The following is a 17,982-nucleotide window of genomic DNA, read 5'->3' as shown; positions in this document are numbered from 1 at the left end:
GAGGATCTGGTTGCCGAAGCAGATACCGAAGAGCGGCGTCCCGCGCTCCAGGACGGCCCGCATGACGGCGACGGGGCCGTCGGCGGTGGCGGGGTCGCCGGGTCCGTTGGAGAAGAACACGCCGTCCGGGTTCACCGCGTAAATGTCCTCGGCGGTGGCGGTGGCGGGCAGGACGTGGACCTCGATGCCGCGCTCGGCCATCCGGTGCGGGGTCATGCCCTTGATGCCGAGGTCGACGGCGGCGACGGTGAACCTCTTGCCACCGATCGCGGGAACCACATACGCCTCCGCGGTCGCCACCTCCGCCGCCAGGTCCGCACCCTCCATCCGCGGCGCGGCCCGAACCCTCGCCAGCAGCGACGCGTCATCCGCCACCGCCTCGCCGGAGAAGACACCCACACGCATCGCACCCCGCTCCCGCAGATGACGGGTCAGCGCACGCGTGTCGATACCCGAAATACCGACCACACCCTGACGCTCCAGCTCCTCATCCAGTGTGCGCACAGCACGCCAGCTGGAGGAAACCCGCGCAGGATCACGCACCACATACCCCGAAACCCAGATCTTCCCGGACTCGGGATCCTCATCATTCACACCCGTATTACCGACATGCGGAGCCGTCATCACCACAACCTGACGGTGATACGACGGATCGGTCAGCGTCTCCTGATAACCCGACATACCCGTGGAGAACACCGCCTCACCAAAAGTCTCCCCCACGGCCCCATAAGCACGACCGCGAAACACACGGCCGTCCTCCAGGACAAGAACCGCCCGAGTCTTCGCCGTGCGTTCGGTCATCGATCCAGCCCGCACACCACACGTCCTCCACTCTCGGGGATGCACTCCATGCGGAACTGAGCCGCCGTGCGCAGTACGGCCTTCTCCACGTCGCCACTCGATCCGCCGCGGAACCGGAACCGGGCGCCCACGTGCTCGTAACCGCCCACGCGCGGGACCACCTGGCCCACGGCGGGGATCACGGAAGCGTAGGGGCCTTCCTCGGGGCTCGGTGCCTCGGGGAGTTCCCATGCCGTCACCCGGCAGGGGGCAGGAACGGGTGAGGGCACCAGGAGCCACCCTCCCGTGCGCCAGCTGTCCGGCACGGGGAGCGCCGGCCTTCGGCCGAGCTGGATGTCGGCGGCGGCGTGCATCAGGTCGATGCCGTGCACCTCCCGCCACACGAACGGGATCTCCGCCCCGCCGACCCGGTAGCCCGCCTCCAGGAACTGGATCGAGGTCCGGCCGTCGGGTGACGTACCGACGAACGCCTCCAGGTGGAAGACCCAGGGTTCCGGGCCGAGTGCGCCGGCGACCCGGGCGGTGAAACCGGAGAGGGGTGCGAGGACGGCCGGGTCGTCGACCTCGACCGAGCCGAGGGCCTCGCCCTGGGTGAAGTCGACGCAGGTGTTGACGTAGCGGGAAGCCCGCCAGGGGCCGAGCTCGTCCCCGGTCCACAGTCCGTCGATGTGGAAGATCGTGTCGGGGCAGAACGCCTGCACCAGTCGCGGCTCCGGTGGCAGGGCGCGCAGCCTCGGCAGGTCGGCCGGGGAGTCGAGGCGCATGACGCCCCGGCTCGCGGTGCCCTTCCGCGGCTTGACCACCACGGGCCAGCCGTGCTGGTCGGCGAAGGCCAGGACGGCCGCCTCGTCGGGGGCGTCCGCGAAGGCGGGGGCCGGTATGCCCGCCCCGGCGACCACCTCGTTCATGGTCAGCTTGTCCCGGAAGCGGGCCAGCGGGCCGGGGGTCTGGCCCTCGCAGCCGAGCCGCTCGCGTACCAGAGCGGCGGTGTCGAGGTCTCCCTCGTTGAGCGCCACCACCCGCGCCGGCACACCGAAGTGGGTGCGCAGTTCGGTCACCGCGCGCCAGACCGCGTCGAAGTCGTCGGTCGCCGGGACCACCCGGGCGGCCGCCGCTCCACCGGGCACGGATCCGATCGCCAGCTCCGTCGTCACATAGGTGACCCGGTGGGTCCGGTGGTCGAGGTAGTCCTCGTAGCGGGCGTGCTGGTCGCGCCAGCGGTGGATGACGACGATGTGCCCGCTCATGCCGGCTCCGTCCCGGGGACGGCGGCCATGTCACGGATCCGGCCCACGGCGAAGGTCGCCGAGACCACCGCGGCGCGGGCCGAACCGAGCGCACCACGCGCCGCGTCGAGGTCACCGTCCGGGAGCTGGGCCACGATGTCGGTCGCGCAGTCGATCAGGTGGAGCGCGGCGCGGGCGAGCGGCTGTTCGCTGCTGTACTGCTCCTCGACGAGCCGGCGGACGGTGTGCAACTGGGCGACGGGGTCCGACGTGGAGCCCTCCGCCAGGACAGGGGAAGTGATCGTGTTCACGGGCGTTTCCATCCCAGGAGGCGATGAGGACGCCTTGCCCAGGCGGCCGGGCGGCCGGGACCACAGCTCGGGGCCCGCCGCCCGGCGGGGCAAGGAAGGGAGTCCAGCGGGCAGCCTTCAGCTCGTCTTGAAGCGGATCCGGTCGTTGACGGCGTCGCACTTGGCGACGGCGTCGTTCGCGTCGCGCCCGGAGGCGATGACGTACCCGGAGACGCAGTCGGCGACGGTCAGCAGCGGCGGCACGGTCTCGCCGACGCTCTTGCCGATCACCGCCGCCACGTCGGTGTCCATGAACTCGTCCAGGTAGGGGAGGAAGACGTACTGCTTCTCGCCCTGGGGGACCCGGCGGATCTCGTCGGCCGCGTCGTCGGGCACCTCGATCGCGTCGATGGTGCCCGGCTCCGGGGTGAAGAAGCGGACCGCGGCGCCGCCCAGCGGTTCGGGCGAGGTCTGCGGCAGCTCGTCGATGCCGAGCGGCACCGTGAGGAACATCCGGTTCAGGTTGAGTCCGAAGGCGCGGCGAACGAGCTCGGGTGCGCCGCTGCCGGCCAGCCGGGCGTGCGATTCGAGGACGCGCGGGCCCTTCTCGGTGAGGACGTACTCGCTGTGCGAGGGCCCTTCGGTGAGGCCCACGGCGTCCAGGAACTTGGGGGTGAGCTCGCGGAGTTCGGCGAGCCACGGCACCGCGTAGCGGCTGGGGGTGCTGACCTCCCACTCGACGTACTTGTCGTTCATGCGGTACTCGGAGTAGCCGATGGTGAGGTGCCGGCCCTCGTGCGAGAAGGAGTCCACACTGACGACGGGGCCGTCCAGGTACTCCTCGGCGATGATCGCGGCGATGCCCGCGGCCTGCAGGGCCTGCCAGGCCTTCTCGGCGTCCTCGGGACCGTCGACGGGGTGGATGTGCAGGCTCGCCACGCCGTCCACCGGCTTGACGATGATCCGGTCGCCGACCTCGGCCTGGAACGCGGCGATCTCGTCGGCGCTGTTCACCATGCGGTACTGCACCGGGCTCAGGTCGTGCTCGGCCAGCAGCTGCCGGGTGAGCGCCTTGTCCTTGAGGGCGCGGGCGGTCGCCTCGGTGACGCCCGGCAGGCCCAGGGAGTCCACGACGAAGCCGGTCGACTCGGCGGCCGGCTCCGTGGTGGTGAGGACGCGGTCGAAGGGACGCTCCTCGTGCAGCGGCTTCAGTACGTCGAGGATGGCCTGCCCGTCGGCGATGGGGGCGTGCACGATGCGCTCGCAGTGCTCCGCCACGGCCACGTCGTAGGCGCCCTCCTCGTGGACGAGAACGACGTCGATGCCGAGTTCCTTGGCGCCCGCGACGGGTGCCGGCCTGCCGCCGATGACTGCCACGCGGTACTTGCCCATGACGTTCCTTCCGGTGATGTGCGGTGTGTTGTGGTGGGGTGGGGGGTGGTGGGGTCGGTGCGGGCGGTCAGGCGGCGTAGCAGCGGCGCAGCCAGCGGGCGGTCGTGTGGGGACGCGGGGTGAACGCCTTGCGACGGTGCAGCACCCGCAGGTTGTCGAAGATCATGAAGTCTCCGGTGTCCAGCACGAGGTCGGCGGACGGAACGGTCTTCAGGACCTCTCCCCACTGCTCCAGTGCCTGCTGGGCGGCGGGCGTGACACCGACCGTCGTCCCGCGGTCGTAGCGCACACGGTGGCGGCCGTCCGGCGCGGGCTCCAGGACCGAGGCCTTCACCAGCGGGCCGATCGCCTCCCCGTCGTTGGAGTCGGGCGCGCCGACCTCGAACTCCGGGGCCAGGAGGCCGAGCCGGGTCTCCTCGTCGAGGCGTACGACGACGTCGTCGAGGGCCGCGATCTCGGTGGGTACCCGCTCTTCGTTGCGGATGGCGTAGAAGGTCAGGTACGGCGGTGTGTACAGCCGGGGGTCGGAACCGGGAGGGCCGAACGGCTGGTGAGGGTTGTCGGAGTGCCAGAAGAACTCCGAGTCGGCCCCCCAGGAGCTGGTGGTCCCGGAGGCCGCCGGGTTGGGCACCACGTTGCGGATGAGGCGGCCGTCGTTCTCGTAGCTGACGGCGAACGGGGTGCACCCGAGGATCCGTATGAGTCCCAGGTGGATCGCGTTGGTCACGGCGAGTTCGGACTCGTCCCCGAAGCCGCTGACCGGTGTGGCCGGGAAGTCCTGCGTGGGCAGGTTGGACAGCAGGAACGCGTGGAAGCCGGCCGCGGTGAACACCTGGATCCCCTGCAGGATGTCTCCGGGCAGGTGGCGCCGGAGCGCGTACGCGCCGATGCCGCCGAGGATCGCGTCGTCGAGGTCCGAGTCCAGTTTGGTTTCCGAGACCCGCGCCGAGATCTCCTTGCCCAGAAGATCGCGGACGCTGTCCTCGATACGGTACCGGGCGAACTGGAGCAAGCTGGTCATCGATGTCTCCGTTCAGTCAGTTGCACGCCCTTGTGCGCCACTCAGCGAGCCGCTGACGAGGCCGACGAAATCCAGTAGGTGTCCGCGCTCCGGTCCCAGCGGCGTGCCAGTGGGTCGTTGAGGATCCGGCTCAGCAGACCGACGGGCGTCACGAACACGTAGTAGACGATGAGGAGCAGGAAGGTACGCATGAACGTTCCGTTCTCTTGGCGGGTGACGCGGAGCCGGGGAAGGGCGACGGCGTCGTGTCGGACGCGCGTGGGGCCCGCGTCCTGGTGTGGTGCGGCGGGGTGGTCCTGTGGGCTTCCCTCTCGGGTCCTGCCGGGCCCGCGTGCCCCGGCGCCGCGCCTCGCCCGTGTGGTGGCCGGTCGCCGAAGCCGCGCTTCGGGTCCCTGCTCCACCCGCGATCCGCGGCACCGGATCCGCTCGCCGGTCCGGCCCGATCGGCGGGACACGACCTAGTCGAGGGGGATTTCCTCCCGCCAGTCGGACGCCTCGGTCCACTGGGGCTGCTCGCTCTTCTCCAGCAGGAAGTTCCCGAGCGCCAGCATGTCGATGTTGGTGCGCATGAAGCAGGTGTAGGCCTCGTGGGGGGAGTTCACGATCGGCTCGCCGCGCACGTTGAAGGAGGTGTTGACCAGGACCGGGCAGCCCGTGCGGGCCTTGAAGGCGGTCAGCAGCCGGTGGTAGGGCTCGTTGCTGTGCTCCGTGACCGTCTGGACGCGCGCCGAGTAGTCGACGTGGGTGACGGCGGGGATGGTGGAGCGCTGCACCTTCAGCAGGTCGAGGCCGGAGACGCCTTCGTTCCGGGCCTCCAGCCGCTGGGCGGCGGCGACCTGGGAGACGACCAGCATGTACGGGCTCTCCTGCGGCAGGTCGAAGAAGTCCTTGGCGTCCTCGGCCAGTACGGCGGGCGCGAACGGCCGGAACGACTCCCGGAACTTGATCTTCAGGTTCATCGCCGACTGCATCTCCGGATTGCGGGGATCGCCGATGATGGAACGGGCGCCCAGTGCCCGGGGGCCGAACTCCATGCGCCCCTGGAACCAGCCGACGATCTTCCCCTCGGACAGCCCCTCCGCGACCTGCGTGGCCAGCGTGGCGCTGTCCAGCCGCTGGTGCGGGATGTTGTTGGCCGTCAGGTAGGCGGCGATCTCCTCGTCGTCGTAGGCGGGGCCCAGCAGCGAACCGCTCATCGCGTCGCGGCCGGTACTCAGGTGGTCGCGCCGCACGCCCCGCTCCATGGCGACGGCCTGGGCCGCGCCGAGGGCGCCTCCGGCGTCACCGGCGGCGGGCTGGATCCACACCTCGTCGAAGATCCCCGCGTCGATCACCTTGCCGTTGGCCACGCAGTTCAGCGCGACACCGCCGGCCATGCACAGCTTGGTCTCCCCGGTGCGCTCGCGCGCCGTCTTGGCGAGCCGGAGCACGACCTCCTCGGTCACCTCCTGCACGGAGGCCGCCAGGTCGAACTCCCGCTCGGTGAGCGGGCTTTCGGGGGCGCGTCGCGGTCCCCCGAAGAGCTTCTCGAAGCCGCGTCCGGTCATCACCTGACCGCGCAGGTACTCGAAGAACCGCATGTCCAGGCGGAAGGATCCGTCGGGCTTGAGGTCGATGAGCTGTTCCCGGATGAGGTGCGCGTAGCGCGGCTTGCCGTAGGGCGCGAGGCCCATGAGCTTGTACTCGCCCGAGTCGACCTTGAAACCGCAGAAGTAGGTGAACGCGGAGTACAGCAGGCCGAGCGAGTGCGGGAAGCGCAGCTCCGCCACGGGCCGCAGGTCGGTGCCCCGGCCGTGCCACAGGGTGGTCGTGGCCCACTCGCCGACGCCGTCGATGCACAGGACGGCGGCGGACTCGTAGGGGCTCGGGAAGAAGGCCGACACGGCGTGCGACTCGTGGTGGCGGCGTACGGAGAGGGCCGGGACCCGGCCCCGGCGCAGCGCCTTGAGTTCGGCCCGCACGGTGTCGTCGGTGCGCAGCTTGCCACCGGGCCCGAGCCAGGCGGGCAGCGTGTCGCGGAAGGAGGGGAAGCCGGTGGGAGCGGCGCCGGCGAAGGTCGCCATCACCCGCCGGAACTTCAGCCGGGGGTCCTCGTAGTAGGCGACCGCGGAAATGTCGTCGAGGCTCACGCCCTGCTCGTCCAGGCAGTACTCGACCGCGCGCGAGGGGAACGAGGAGTCGTGCCGCCGCCTGGTGAAACGTTCCTCTTGTGCTGCGGCGACGGGCACGCCGTCGGAGATCAGCGCGGCCGCGCTGTCGTGGTAGAAGGCCGAGACTCCGAGAATCAGGTCAGACACCGCTGCGTTCCTCCGCCGGGATCGGGGCCACGCCCACGCGTGACCGGGTGCGTATGTACGTCGCCACGTCCACGGGCCTCACCGGCGCCGGCCGGTGAGACGGCTGCGGCGGGCGGCCAGGCGCGCGCCCACGCCGCTCGGCGGGTTCAGTGAGCGGTAGCCCACCCGTACCCGCTCCCAGACGTCCGCCCTGTTGCCGGGCCCTGGGGCGTCGGGAAGCGCGGACAGCAGGGTGTCCACGGCGTCGGCCGCCCAGGCGGAGTGCCCGGTGGCCACGTTGTCGATGGTGTTGTGGATGTCCACGAAACGGGTGTTGAAGCCGTACGCCTTGAGGGCCAGCCGCGCCCTGCGGTACGTACCTCCCACGCCGGACAGTTCCATGGCCAGGTTCAGCCCCAGGATCTCGGGCAGGAAGGTCCGCGGGAAGCGTCCCACGCACAGCCAGTACACGGGCAGTTCCAGCGACTCGTCGCGGAACCCGGACCACCGCGCGAACTCGGCCGAGGCCGTCGGCGGCAGTTCCACGCCCATCTCCTGCAGCACGTCGCGGTAGATGAGCGGGTGGTTCAAGGGCGGCTCGCCGTTGCCGAGTTCGTCCCAGTAGGTCTCGAAGAGGGAGTGCCCGATCGCGGACGACGCCTGCTCGTAGTCGGTGAAGCCCTGCAGCCAGCTGCCGTCGATCAGGGTCAGTGGCGCCGTCTGGACGGTGTCGTCGACGACGGCCTCCCTGGAGGGCAGCGGGATCGCCGCGTTCTCCTCGAACTCGGCTCCGTGCCGGTCGTGCTGGGACTGGAGCCATGGCCGCAGCCCCTCATGGCCCCAGCGCTCGGGCAGGGGCATGGTCGTACGGTCCATGCCGTGGCGGGAGCGCGCGAGCCAGCCGTCCACGTACTCCAGCGCCCAGGAGCGCAGAGCCGGGGTGTCCGTGCGGCGCATCAGCAGGTGGTACGCCTCGCGCAGGCCCGAAGGGGTACGGCCCTGGGAACGCGGCTGGGTCCGCAGCACTCGCGCCACGGCCGCCAGGGCGTCCCCGCCGCCCGGCGCGGCCGTCCGGGGGGACGGCCCGGACGGGCCGGCCTGTTCGGCCGTGTCGGGCGAGTCGGCGGGCTGCTTCGCGGGGAGGGAGTCGATCCAGCGGCGGACGACCGTCAGGTCCTCCGGCGAGAAGACCCGGAACATCGGGCCCCGCTCGCTCACCAGCCCCTTCACCAGCGAACTGGATCCGGAGCGGCCCGGCTTGATCAGCTTGCTGCGCGCCAGTACGCCGAGCAGCGGCCCCGGGTCGGTGCGGCACTCCGCCAGCCAGGTGGCCAGCGGCTTGCCCTCCAGCAGGAACTGGTGGTGGTAGACGGCGCCTTCCCGCGACCGCAGGCGCATCAGCTCCGCCATGTCGAACGCCGGGTCCCCGGCCGCCACCAGCTCGGCGTGCAGCGCCTCGGACCAGTCGCGCAGGGTGGCCAGCGTCCAGGCGAAGCCCTTGCGCACGGCCTCCGCGGCCCGCTCGCCCTCCAGCTCCAGCAGCTCGTCCACCGCGGTGCGGCACTGCTCCGCGGGTACCGGGCCGTCGTTCCGCTGGTGCGCGGGATCGATGGCGGCCCAGTCCGCCTCCGTCGGCAGCGCCTGCCGGACCATCGCCAGTGCGGGCAGCAGCCCGACGGCACGCAGGCACAGGTCGGCTCCGAGGATCTCCCCCCGGAAGTCGTCCGGTCGCCTGCTCATCGCCAGCAGCAGTGCCGGAAGGTGGAACGCGCCGTCCGCGATGCGCTGGTCACCGGTGAGCCGCACGGTCGGCTCCGCGTTCTCCGCGAGCCTCAGCCGGCGCAGCAGTTCCAGGTAGGCGTTGCCCCGGGAGGCTCCCGGGTGCCCCGCGCCCACGTCCGAGGCGTACAGCGCGAGGATCCTCAGTACCACCGGAGCGTCGGCGTTGCCCGGGGCGCTCAGCCACTGGAGCCACGCGCCGGACGTGAGGGACAGCGGGGCGCAGCTGAGGACGGCCCTTCGGACGAGCACGTCGCGGTGCCCCTCGGGGAGGTCCCCCGTCCCCTCGCCGTCCTCGCTGCCGAGGAGCGCGCGGTACCGCTCGCGCTCGTCGGCCGCCCAGTCGGCGGCCCGCCGGACGAGAGCGTCCAGCGTCCCCTCGCCCCCGGCGGGGGCGTGGCGGCGGAGTTCGTTGTGGACCTCGTCGACGAACCTGCCCTCGGGAAGGGACGCCTCCGGGTCGGCCGCCTGCGCGTAGACCGCCCGTGCGGAGCCACCGCCCTGCGACGGCCCGTGCGGGCCGTCCGTCCGGTGCTGTGCGGACAGCGTCGCGGTGGAAGCTGCCTCTTGGCCTTGCATCGTTCCCCTCTCTCCTGCGTGGTCGAGCACCCGGGCCGTGCGGTGCACGGCCGGTTGTCCGGTCAGAACATGGGGTAGATGGATGCGTCGTTCTTGGGCTTCCTCTTGCGCCTGAACAGCTTCGCGATGATGTTTCGCACGAATGACATGGCTGATGCCTCTCTTGGGTGCTGGTCGGGGTCGCGCGGGCCGGTGCCGGGGGGGCGTCCGCGCTGTGGCGTGGTCCGCCCGCCGGGCGGGTCCGCCGGGGAAGGGGGTGCGTGCGTGGGGCGCGGGAGGTGGCCGATGCGGTGGGGTGCCCCCCGGCCCGCGGGGCGAGGGGGTCGTCGACGACCGCCGATCCCGTGGCGGGACGGTGGGGGCCCGCCGCCGGACGGCGGCCGTGGACACGGCCGGGAAGCGGGTGATTATGGGGGGGGATCGTCCGGAAGGGCTCGGTGTGCGCCCTGAGGCGGGTCCCGGCGCGTCCGGTGCGTGCGGTCGCACGGCGGAGGAAGAGGCCATGGCGACCGACCACAGCGCGCCGAGCAGGCGTGGGGAGGGACCGGACGAGACCTCGCGGACGCTGCCTAGGACAGGCCGAGGGAGTCGGCGAGCAGGCCGGAGACGATCTCCGTGCCGTGGTCGGTGAAGTGGGCGCGGTCCACGTACAGCCAGTCGCTGCTCGTCACCGCGTCGGCGACCACCGGGCTGATGTCGAGGAAGCGCACGTCCTGTGCTTCACAGGCCACCCGGAGCGCGTCGGCGTACCTGCGGCCGGTCTCGATCGTGGCGATGTCGCCGTACAGCTCCCAGAAGTTGGACACCTCGTCCAGTTCGCCGAAGATCGCCTTCTCCTCGGTGGATCCGGTCTCCCTCACCCAGGTCGCCAGCGGCTGGAGCACATAGGTGATCCGCGCACCGGTCGGGGCCGCCAGCAGTTGCAGGGAGGCGAGGTGCCGCGAGGTCAGGTCCACCGCGTACTCGATCCGGTCCTTGAGCGGGGGCACCACGTGGTTCTCGCTCTTCACCGCTGCGGAACGCCGGCCGAAGCCGAGCTTCGTCTTGCGGTTCCTGGCCCGCAGCTCCTCCATCTGGTCGAAGTACTCGCCGCAGTTGAAGAATCCGCCGTGCTCACCGCGCTGCGATTCCGGGAGCCTCGCGAGCGCCAGGTCGTTGAGGCCCGAGAAGACGATGATCTCCTCCACCTCGGGCAGCAGCTCCCGATGCATCATGAACAGGAGGAGTTCCTGCATCGAGTTGTGGCTGCGCCCGGCGAAGTTGAGCCAGGGGACCGACGGCGCGTACTGGGACCACAGGCGGGACGCCATGGTGGCGGCGTCGCTGGTGGCGCCGATGCCGAACGGGGTGGAGCTGCCGGCCAGCAGGCGGACCGGGCCCTTCGGCTGGTTCAGCACGGAGGCCTTCTCGTCGGCGCCGTGCGAGATCCGGAACCCGAGCCGGTCGGTGTTGATCGTCTCGGAACGGTAGCCCGCCCGGTGGAAGTACATCAGATAGGGAAGGTAACGGGTCTCCGCACGGTCGTCGAAGTCGTCGTACCGCAGCATCTGCGGGGTCAGGAGTTCACGCTGGGAAGTCAAGGGGAGAACGCTCCTCGATTCAGTGCTCATTCTTCCGATTCATGAGCGGACCACGGTGGAGTCTGTGCTGGGCTGCCTGAGCGAGAGGGCGCACCACGAGCTGGTCGACGTTCACGTGCTGGGGCAGACCGACCGCCAGCGCCACGCACTCGGCGATGTCGTCCGCGGTCAGCGGGTGGTCGACGCCCTCGTAGACGGCGGCCGCCTTCCCGGCGTCACCGCGCAGGCGGTTGAGGGCGAACTCCTCGGTCCGCACCATGCCCGGAGCCACCTCGATGACCCGGACCGGCTCACCGCACAGCTCCAGCCGCAAGGTCTCGCTGAGCGCGCGTTCGGCGGCCTTGGCCGCGCTGTATCCGCCGCCGCCCTCGTAGGCCGTGAAGGCCGCCGTGGAGGTGATGGTCACGACCGTGCCACCCGCTCCGTCCCGCAGCAGCGGCAGGAGCGCCTGCGTCATCCGCAGGGTGCCGAGCACGTTGACGGAGAACATGCGCTCCCAGTCGTCGACCGATCCGGTCGCCACGCTGTCCGCGCCCAGGGCGCCGCCGGCGTTGTTGACCAGGAGGTCGCAGGTGTCCAGCTCACCGGCGAAGCGCCGGACCGCCTCGGTGTCCGTGATGTCCAGGCAGCCGACCCTCGCACCGGTCTCCTCGGCCACCTGGAGAAGCCGGTCCGCGCGCCGGGCCACGGCCACGACGTCGAATCCGTCCTTCACCAGACGGCGCACGGTCGCCGCGCCGATCCCGCTGCTCGCACCGGTCACCACCGCCGTACCGGCCACCGGGCACCACCACCTCTCCGCTCTTTTCCGTATTCCGCCGCGCGGCCGGCCGCGGAAATCCGCTCCGGATGACTCCCCGGGCTTTCCCCGGTGAGCCCGATGCTTCTTCTCGCGGCCGGCCCTCAGTTCGCAAGCGCGGGAGGAAGTGCTTTACGACGCTCCCGATTCGACTGACGTCGACTCCGTACGGTTCGAGCTTTCCCGGAACGCGTCGCCGACTGAACCGGTCCCCCTGGTCGGGAACGCGCAACGCGAGATCCCGAAGGGGCGACATAATCGGGCAAAGGTGCAAATATATTGGCATTCCCTGGCGGCTCGTCGGACGACGTGGGTCCGAGAGCCCCTTCGGAAGCCGGCTCGACGGGTGCGCCGCGGGGACATGGCGCCCGGCCGGGATGACGGCCCGCCTCGGGCGAGCCGCCGGATCATACGTCGGCGCCTGCCCCGCGAATGATGGTTTCGCACACCGAAGGCCACTTTTGTTTGGTGCGAAACACCAGCAACTCCCGCCTTGACGGAGGACGTTCACCGTTCTGGCGCGCAAAGCGGCCTGGTAGGGGGGTGGAGGAGCAGCGGGGCGGGCCAACCCGACGGAAAACGGGCCCTGTTGGGACGCGGGCGCGAAACGCTTCCTGACTCCCCCTGCGGGGCCGACCGCTCCGCGGCCTGGTTCGGCGGCCGCCGGCTCTCACCGGCAGCCGTCGCCCGATACCGGGTCCTGCCACAGCCGTGGCCCGGACCCCGGGGGGGGGATCCGGGCCACGAGGCGCGGGCGTCGGCGACGGGAGCGAGGGCCCGCGTCAGCGGTGCGGGGGCGGGCCCTCGGTGCCGGACAGCCCGCCGGGCGCCCTTACGCGACCGCGCTCGGCGCGACGGCACCCGAGGGGGCGGGCCGGTCCGTCCGGCCGGTCCTGCCGGCGGTCAGCGCTCGCCCGCGAGGTCGAGGTCACCTCGGTCGACCGGTGCCGGATCCGGCCACGTGGAGCCGCGCCACGGTCGCTCGATGGGCCTGGAAACAGCCCGCCACCAGGGGGCGTCCGGGAACTCCTTGGCAGGCTCGAACGACTCGCCGGGCCGGGGGAAGGCAGTGGCCTGTCCCGCCTCGTCGGCGACGTCCTTCGTCCATTCGCCGGGCTCCGCCCAGGGGTGCGGCGCGAGGTTGAAGGTGCCCCAGTGGATCGGCAGCAGCACCCCGTGCGGCTTGCCTCCCTGCAGATCGAGATGGGCCTGTACGCCCTGGTCGGGAGGCATGTGGATGTCCGGCCACGCTCCGGGCAGCGGGGTGCGGTCCTTGTACCCCTCGGGCCAGTACTCGCTGTACGCGCCGATCTGGATCATGGTGGCGTCGAACGGACCGTGGGCCGCGCCGATGTCCTTGAAGCCCGGGAAGTAGCCGGTGTCACCGCTGTGGAAGATCCGGTGCTCCGGTCCCTCGACGACCCAGGAGGCCCACAGGGTGTGCTGCTGGTTGCGCAGACCGCGTCCGCAGAAGTGACGGGCCGGGGTGGCGGTCAGCCGAACGTCACGGATCTCGGTCGACTCGTTCCAGTCGAGCTCCCGCAGGCGTGACGGGGAGACGCCCCAGTGCTCCAGATGGGCTCCGATGCCGAGCGGCACCGCGAAGAGCGTGTCCGTTAACGCGAGGGCCCTGATGGTGGGCAGGTCCAGGTGGTCGTAGTGGTCGTGCGAGATCACGACGACATCGACCGGGCCGAGCGCGGCGAGCGACAGCGGAACGGGGTGCATCCGCTTGGGCCCGGCGAAGGTGAAGGGTGAGCAGCGCTCGCCCCAGACGGGGTCGAAGAGGACCCGCAGGCCGTCGATCTCGGCCAGCACGCTGGAGTGGCCCAGCCAGGTGAGCCGCAGTCCGGATACCGGCGGCCGGGCGAGGTCGGCGACGGTGGTGGCGTGGACGGGGATCGGGCCGGCCGGAGCCCGCCGTATCCGCGCTTCCTTGCTCAGATAGAGCTTGGCGAACTCCAGGGACGAGCCGGAGGGTCTGTGCACGTCTGCCTGTGGGTTCTGGAACACTCCGTCCGCGAAGTTCGGCGAGCTGCGAATCCGTTCCAGCCGCTCACCCGTGGCATCCGCGCCGAAGGCGGCGGGACGCAGGGAGCGCACTCGGGAACGCAGCGAATGCTCGAAGTCAGCGCCGGTCACAGTACCTCCAGAGGTTTGGGGTCCTTCCATTATGGGCGGGGGGTCCGGGCACCACGGGTGCGGGCCCGCCCCAGGCCCGCCGGACCGGCGCCCGCGCAGGTCCGGGCGGGGCTCCGGGCCGGGCGCCCGCGCAGGTCCGGGCGGGGCTCCGGGCCGGGCGCACGGGACCGGACCGGGAGGGGCAGTCGCCGGAGAGGGGGCGTCTGCCGGAAGAGCGCGGGCCCCGGGAGAGGAGGCGGGCTTGAGGGGAGGGCACAGGCCCGACGACGCGCGGCTCACCCGGAGAACCCGGCGGGATGTCACATCCGGCGGCGCCGGGTCCGTCGTAGCGGTGAAAGGCACACACACCACTTCAAGGGAGGCCGCACATGGCCCGCATCTCGCTCACTCCTCCGCGCACGCTGCTCTTCCGTGCCATGGAGTGGTACTCGAAGCGGACGTACGGCAAGGTGCTCGACCCCGCTCTCGCCCTGGGGCACAACGCGCGCGTGCTCCGCACCGATCTCCGTCTGGAGATGGCCGTCGCCCGGTGGAACCGGCTGGACGAGGACCTCAAGGCCCTGGCCGTGATGGCGTCCGCCGCCTCCATCGGCTGCAGCTGGTGCATGGACTTCGGCCACTGGGAGAACACCCGGCGCGGCATGGACGTACGCAAGCTGCGCGAGGTCCCGGTATGGCGCGACAGCGACGTGTACACCGCGCTGGAACGGGACGTGATGGAGTACGCGGAGGCGATGACCGCCACTCCGCCCACGGTCGGTGACGAGCTGGCCGAGCGGCTGCGCCGGGCCCTCGGCGAACCGGCGTTCGTCGAGCTGACCGCGATGGTGGCGGTGGAGAACCTGCGCTCCCGTATGAACGCCGCCCTCGGGCTGACCAGCCAGGGATTCAAGGACCAGTGCGAGGTCGCGCCCCGCCGGGAGGCCTCGGCCCGCCGTTGACGGGCCTGCCACCGCCCTCCGGCACGGACCCGTTGTCCGGTGACACCGCCCCGGGAATCCCGCCCGGGGCCGCTCCGGCCGGTGCGCGGGGCCGTCCGGCGGGAGGCTGGGCGAGCCCGGCGGGTTCCCGGGGAAGGCACCGGGGAGTGGCCGGAACGTGTCGGTCTCCGCCCGGGGGGCGGGGCCCACGGGGCGTCGCGGCCCGCGCGAGACCTTCCGGACACGACCTAAGGTGACGGCGTGGGCAGAGTGCGGTTGAGCGTGGCCGAGCGGCGCGAGGAGCTGCTGCGGGCCGCCGTGGAGCAGATCGTGGCACGGGGCGTGGTGGCGGTGCGGATCGCCGATGTGGCCTCCGCGCTGGGCGTGAGCAACGCGCTGGTCCTTTACCACTTCTCGACGAAGGAGAAGCTCGTCGCGGCCGCTTTCGCGTACGCCGCCGAGGGTGAACTGGCGCATGCGCGCAGGCTGCTGGCCGGCCGCACCCCCGCGAGACGGCGTCTGCGGGCGGCCGTGCGCTGGTACGCCCCGGCCGGGCGGTCCCGGGGGTGGCGGCTGAGGGTCGAGGGCTGGACCGCCGCGCTGCGCGAGCCGGCACTGCGCGAGGTGGCCGGAGACCTCGACCGGCGGTGGAGGGCGGCGCTGGCCGAGGTCATCGCGGAGGGCGCCGAGGCGGGCGAGTTCCGGTGCCAGGACCCCGCGGCGGCGGCCCGCCGGCTGACCGCCCTGCTGGACGGCCTGGCCGTGCAGAGGACCTGCTACGCGGGGTCCCTCTCGCGCGCCGCCGTGCTGGAGTGGGCCGACGAGGCACTGACCCGTGAACTGGGGCCGCCCGCCCGGGGGGCTCCGCCCCGCGCGTGAGCGCCGAACGGGGCCTGCCGCTGCAGCGGTATGAGGTCCGGGCGCTTGGCGGAGACGTGGTCGCCGGACGATTCACCGCGCAGCCGTCGGCCGATCCAGGGCACCAGGTACTCGCGGGCCCAGTGGATGTCGTCGCGGCGCACCTCCAGGGTGCCGCGCGGCGGCTGCGGCGGCCACGGCTGCTCGGGGTCCGCGGGCACTTCGAGCCCCAGGACCTGGCCGGCCCGGAGCGCGACCCGGGTGTGGCCCTCGGGCGAGAGGTGCAGCCGGTCGTCGTCCCAGGCGCGCCTGTCCTGAACCGTCTTGAGGGACCAGAGGTCGAGGACGGGGCAGCCGTACCGGTCGGCGACGGCCCGTACATGCCCGTTGTACGTGGCGATCTTGCCGCGCAGATGGCGGAGCACCGGCACGCCGCGGGTGTCGAAGCCGGTCGTCACCACGACGGTTCCGACCGCCGAGGTGAGGTCGGCGACGGCCTTCTCGAAACGCTCGGCGACCTCGTCCGGGTCGCCGCCTGGCCGAAGGATGTCGTTGCCGCCGGCGGCGAACGTCACCAGATCGGGGGCGAGTTCCTTCGCGCGCGGAATCTGCTCCTCGACGATCTGGTCGAGCAGCCGGCCGCGTACGGCGAGATTGGCGTACCGGAACCCCGCGTCCTCCGGCAACCGGTCGGCGAGCAGCACCGCGAGGCGGTCCGCCCAGCCGACGAACATCCCACCGGGCCCGGGGTCGCCGACGCCCTCGGTGAAGCTGTCACCGATCGCCGCGTACGACCCGAATGCGTCACTGTCTCTGAATCTCGAATCGTCTGCCACGGGTGCACATCCTTCACCCGGGGGTGTGACCTACGCGACCGTAAGGAGGGGTTGACGTGGGGTGACATATGCCACCGGTCAAGATTCCGCCAAGCCGGAATACGCCTGCGCCCGGCACGGGAGGGTGCCGGGCGCAGGGCGGTCCGCGTGTCCGTCGGTGTGTCGGGGGCCGGCGCGTCAGGTTCGCCGGCCCCGGCCGGCACCCGTGCGGATGCCGCGCGAGCGGGGTGCGCGGGTACGGGGCGGAGCGGGTGCGGTGACGTCAGATGGAGACGCCGTGCTGGCGCAGGTAGGACACCGGGTCGATGTCCGAGCCGTAGCCGGGGCCGGTCCGGACCTCGAAGTGGAGGTGCGGGCCACTGGAGTTGCCCGTGGAACCGGAGAGGCCGATCTGCTGCCCGCCGCTGACGCTCTGTCCGGAGGAGACGGCGAGCGAGGAGAGGTGGGCGTACTGCGAGTAGTTCCCGTCGGCGTGCTGGATGACGACCTCGTTGCCGTACGCGCCGCTCCAGCCGGCGGAGACGACCGTGCCGGCGCCGACCGCCTTGACCGGGGTGCCGGAGGAGGCCGCGAAGTCGACGCCGGTGTGGTAGCCGGAGGACCACATGGAGCCGGAAGCCCGGTAGGGGGTGGTGACACCGGCGGAGACCGGGGCGGTGAAGCCGGAGCCACTGGCCTGCGCGGTGGTCCCGCCACCGGAGGAGGCGGCGGGGGAACCGGAGTCCTGGGCCTTGGCGGGGGCCTCGGGCCGGGCGGCGGAACGTGAGGCCCGGCCGTCGTCGGCCTTCGGCTGCTCCTTGGGCGCGGCCGTGGCCTTTCCGCCGAGCGTGAGCTTCATGCCGGGCAGGATCAGGGACGGGTCCTCGCCGATGACCTGGCGGTTGTCCTTGTACAGCTGCTGCCAGCCGCCCTTGACGCCCTTGTTCTGGGCGATCTTGGAGAGATGGTCGCCCGCGACCACGGAGTACGTCCGGGGGGCGGCCTTCGCGGCGGTCTGCGCGGCGGGAGCGGCCTTCGCGGCGGTGACCGCCTGCTGCGGGACCGCGGCCGGGGCGCTCTGCTCCGCCGCGTGGGCGCCGGTGGCGCCGAGCAGCGGAAGGGCGATGGCGGCGCCGCCGGTACCGGCGGCGACGAATCCGCGGGTGAGCGGGCTGGACTTGGGACGGCGGTGCTTACCCTTCGCGGGCATGACGGATTCCTCTCCGGCGCCTGCGAGGTGAGCTGTCGGGTTCGGGCTGGAGATGCCCGGCCGCGCTGTCGCACGGCTTCACCCCTAGCCGTACCGGGAATTACCCGTTCCGGCGTATCACCTGGGTCCCCCGCTCCTGCCACACATGGGTGGGTTCGAATTCCGGTCGGCGGCAGGATTCGGCGGTCCGTCCGGATTGACGGTGACCGTAGGCGAGGCGGGGCGGCACGAACAAGCCGCTGATTTCCTCAAAGGCATTCCGGTCGAGGAATTCCGGAGAATTTCCGGTCACCC

The 17,982-nt window shown here is 71.7% G+C and carries 14 protein-coding genes, 1 pseudogene and 1 riboswitch; of the genes and pseudogenes, 2 read left to right on the top strand and 13 right to left on the bottom strand.

Annotated elements, in window-relative coordinates; all coding sequences use genetic code 11:
• The 11 genes from PUR26_RS16965 to PUR26_RS16915 form a co-directional block, all read right to left on the bottom strand.
• The coding region (locus tag PUR26_RS16965; RefSeq protein ID WP_329873211.1) for a carbamoyl phosphate synthase small subunit at positions 1 to 801 on the bottom strand (801 nt) is incomplete at its 3' end.
• Positions 798 to 2,048, bottom strand: a complete 1,251-nt coding sequence (locus PUR26_RS16960) for an ATP-grasp domain-containing protein (protein ID WP_329873210.1) — start codon at positions 2,046 to 2,048, stop codon at positions 798 to 800. The genes PUR26_RS16965 and PUR26_RS16960, both read right to left, overlap by 4 nt.
• Entirely contained in the window at positions 2,045 to 2,338 is a 294-nt protein-coding gene (locus PUR26_RS16955) for a hypothetical protein (RefSeq protein ID WP_329873209.1), read from the bottom strand. Before PUR26_RS16955 ends, PUR26_RS16960 begins: the two co-directional genes overlap by 4 nt.
• 117 nt (positions 2,339 to 2,455) lie before the next feature.
• A complete protein-coding gene (locus PUR26_RS16950; protein WP_329873208.1) occupies positions 2,456 to 3,709 on the bottom strand; it encodes an ATP-grasp domain-containing protein in 1,254 nt (417 codons plus the stop codon).
• Positions 3,710 to 3,776: 67 nt separating this feature from the next.
• Positions 3,777 to 4,730 carry a TauD/TfdA family dioxygenase gene (locus tag PUR26_RS16945; protein ID WP_329873207.1) on the bottom strand — a complete coding sequence of 318 codons (954 nt, stop codon included), beginning with the start codon at positions 4,728 to 4,730 and terminating at the stop codon, positions 3,777 to 3,779.
• A gap of 41 nt (positions 4,731 to 4,771) precedes the next feature.
• On the bottom strand, positions 4,772 to 4,921 hold the full coding sequence (locus PUR26_RS16940; RefSeq protein WP_329873206.1) for a hypothetical protein: 150 nt from the start codon (positions 4,919 to 4,921) through the stop codon (positions 4,772 to 4,774).
• Between the two features lie 267 nt (positions 4,922 to 5,188).
• Positions 5,189 to 7,027 carry a carbamoyltransferase family protein gene (locus PUR26_RS16935; RefSeq protein ID WP_329873205.1) on the bottom strand — a complete coding sequence of 613 codons (1,839 nt, stop codon included), beginning with the start codon at positions 7,025 to 7,027 and terminating at the stop codon, positions 5,189 to 5,191.
• Positions 7,028 to 7,105: 78 nt separating this feature from the next.
• The gene (locus PUR26_RS16930; RefSeq protein ID WP_329873204.1) at positions 7,106 to 9,364 is read right to left on the bottom strand and encodes an iron-containing redox enzyme family protein; all 2,259 of its coding nucleotides are present in this window, start codon (positions 9,362 to 9,364) and stop codon (positions 7,106 to 7,108) included.
• 569 nt (positions 9,365 to 9,933) lie between these two features.
• Positions 9,934 to 10,944, bottom strand: coding sequence for an Inducer of phenazine A (locus PUR26_RS16925; RefSeq protein ID WP_329873203.1), 1,011 nt, complete (start codon positions 10,942 to 10,944; stop codon positions 9,934 to 9,936).
• A gap of 19 nt (positions 10,945 to 10,963) precedes the next feature.
• Positions 10,964 to 11,725 carry an SDR family NAD(P)-dependent oxidoreductase gene (locus PUR26_RS16920; protein WP_329873202.1) on the bottom strand — a complete coding sequence of 254 codons (762 nt, stop codon included), beginning with the start codon at positions 11,723 to 11,725 and terminating at the stop codon, positions 10,964 to 10,966.
• A 921-nt stretch (positions 11,726 to 12,646) separates the two neighbouring features.
• Positions 12,647 to 13,885, bottom strand: a complete 1,239-nt coding sequence (locus tag PUR26_RS16915; RefSeq protein WP_329873201.1) for an MBL fold metallo-hydrolase — start codon at positions 13,883 to 13,885, stop codon at positions 12,647 to 12,649.
• Between the two features lie 368 nt (positions 13,886 to 14,253).
• Here PUR26_RS16915 and PUR26_RS16910 point away from each other — a divergent pair, with 368 nt between their 5' ends.
• Together PUR26_RS16910 and PUR26_RS16905 are read left to right on the top strand one after the other, a co-directional pair.
• Positions 14,254 to 14,826, top strand: coding sequence for a carboxymuconolactone decarboxylase family protein (locus PUR26_RS16910; RefSeq protein ID WP_329873200.1), 573 nt, complete (start codon positions 14,254 to 14,256; stop codon positions 14,824 to 14,826).
• Between the two features lie 240 nt (positions 14,827 to 15,066).
• Complete coding sequence (locus PUR26_RS16905) at positions 15,067 to 15,684, top strand: TetR/AcrR family transcriptional regulator (protein ID WP_329873199.1); 618 nt, start codon at positions 15,067 to 15,069, stop codon at positions 15,682 to 15,684.
• Positions 15,685 to 15,707: 23 nt separating this feature from the next.
• Here the strand turns inward: PUR26_RS16905 and PUR26_RS16900 are convergent.
• Positions 15,708 to 16,499, bottom strand: a pseudogene (locus PUR26_RS16900) (SGNH/GDSL hydrolase family protein); the annotation flags it as partial.
• 262 nt (positions 16,500 to 16,761) lie between these two features.
• Positions 16,762 to 17,688: a M23 family metallopeptidase gene (locus tag PUR26_RS16895; protein ID WP_329873198.1), complete on the bottom strand. Its 927-nt coding sequence runs from the start codon at positions 17,686 to 17,688 to the stop codon at positions 16,762 to 16,764.
• 2 nt (positions 17,689 to 17,690) lie between these two features.
• Positions 17,691 to 17,850: riboswitch (cyclic di-AMP (ydaO/yuaA leader) on the bottom strand.
• Positions 17,851 to 17,982 lie beyond the last annotated feature (132 nt).

Source organism: Streptomyces sp. SP18CS02, from assembly GCF_036322365.1.
Classification (GTDB): domain Bacteria; phylum Actinomycetota; class Actinomycetes; order Streptomycetales; family Streptomycetaceae; genus Streptomyces.
This window is presented reverse-complemented; position numbering and strand designations above follow the sequence as displayed.

Coding starts and splice junctions, on each gene's coding strand:
- PUR26_RS16960 (WP_329873210.1), bottom strand. CDS start 2,048: ATGAGCGGGCACATCGTCGTCATCCACCGCTGGCGCGACCAGCACGCC.
- PUR26_RS16950 (WP_329873208.1), bottom strand. CDS start 3,709: ATGGGCAAGTACCGCGTGGCAGTCATCGGCGGCAGGCCGGCACCCGTC.
- PUR26_RS16945 (WP_329873207.1), bottom strand. CDS start 4,730: ATGACCAGCTTGCTCCAGTTCGCCCGGTACCGTATCGAGGACAGCGTC.
- PUR26_RS16940 (WP_329873206.1), bottom strand. CDS start 4,921: ATGCGTACCTTCCTGCTCCTCATCGTCTACTACGTGTTCGTGACGCCC.
- PUR26_RS16930 (WP_329873204.1), bottom strand. CDS start 9,364: ATGCAAGGCCAAGAGGCAGCTTCCACCGCGACGCTGTCCGCACAGCAC.
- PUR26_RS16910 (WP_329873200.1), top strand. CDS start 14,254: ATGGCCCGCATCTCGCTCACTCCTCCGCGCACGCTGCTCTTCCGTGCC.
- PUR26_RS16895 (WP_329873198.1), bottom strand. CDS start 17,688: ATGCCCGCGAAGGGTAAGCACCGCCGTCCCAAGTCCAGCCCGCTCACC.